The sequence below is a fragment of the Streptomyces malaysiensis subsp. samsunensis genome (genome assembly GCF_024519315.1).
Taxonomy (GTDB): Bacteria; Actinomycetota; Actinomycetes; order Streptomycetales; family Streptomycetaceae; genus Streptomyces; species Streptomyces malaysiensis.
In genome coordinates, this window is sequence record NZ_JANIIC010000248.1 from 1 (window position 1) to 664 (window position 664).

Below are 664 nucleotides of genomic sequence, written 5' to 3' on the forward strand. Positions count from 1 at the left end.
TGGTGAGTTGGATGGTGGTGGGGTGGGTGAGGGTGATGGGGGTGTGGATGATGAGTTCGTCGAGGGTGGGGTGGTTGGTGTGGTCGGCGGCGTGGAGGGCCATGTCGACCAGTGCGGTGCCGGGGAGGAGTGGGGTGCCGTTGACGGCATGGTCGGCGAGCCAACCGTGCTGGGTGGGGCTGAGCCGACCGGTGAGGACGGTCTCGCCGGAGTGGGCGAGGGTGGTGGTGGCGCCGAGGAGCGGGTGGTCGGTACGGCTGAGTCCGGCGCTTTCCACATCGGCGTCAGCGGTTTTGTCGTTCAGCCAGAAATGCGTGTGTTGGAAGGGGTAGGTGGGGAGGGGGGTGGTTTTGGTGGGTGGGATGAGGGTGTGCCAGGTGATGGGGTGGCCGTGGGTGTGGGCGTGGCCGAGTGCGGTGAGGAGGGCGTCGGTGTCGTTTTGGTTGTTGTGGAGGGTGTGGATGGTGGTGGTGTTGGGGTTGGTTTCTTGGATGCTGGGGGTGAGGGTTGGGTGGGGGCTGGTTTCGATGTAGGTGGTGTAGCCGTTGCTGCTCAGGTGTTCGATGGCGGGTTGGAAGAGGACGGGTTGGCGTAGGTTGCGGTACCAGTAGTCGGCATCCAGGGTGGTGTCGGTGATCCAGGTGTTGTCGGTGGTGGAGTAGAG

1 protein-coding gene is annotated in these 664 nt (G+C 64.6%); it reads right to left on the bottom strand.

Going from position 1 to position 664, the window contains the following annotated elements; translation table 11 throughout:
- A partial coding sequence (locus NQU54_RS48730) for an acyltransferase domain-containing protein (protein ID WP_257636677.1) occupies nt 1–664 on the bottom strand: 664 nt, incomplete at both ends.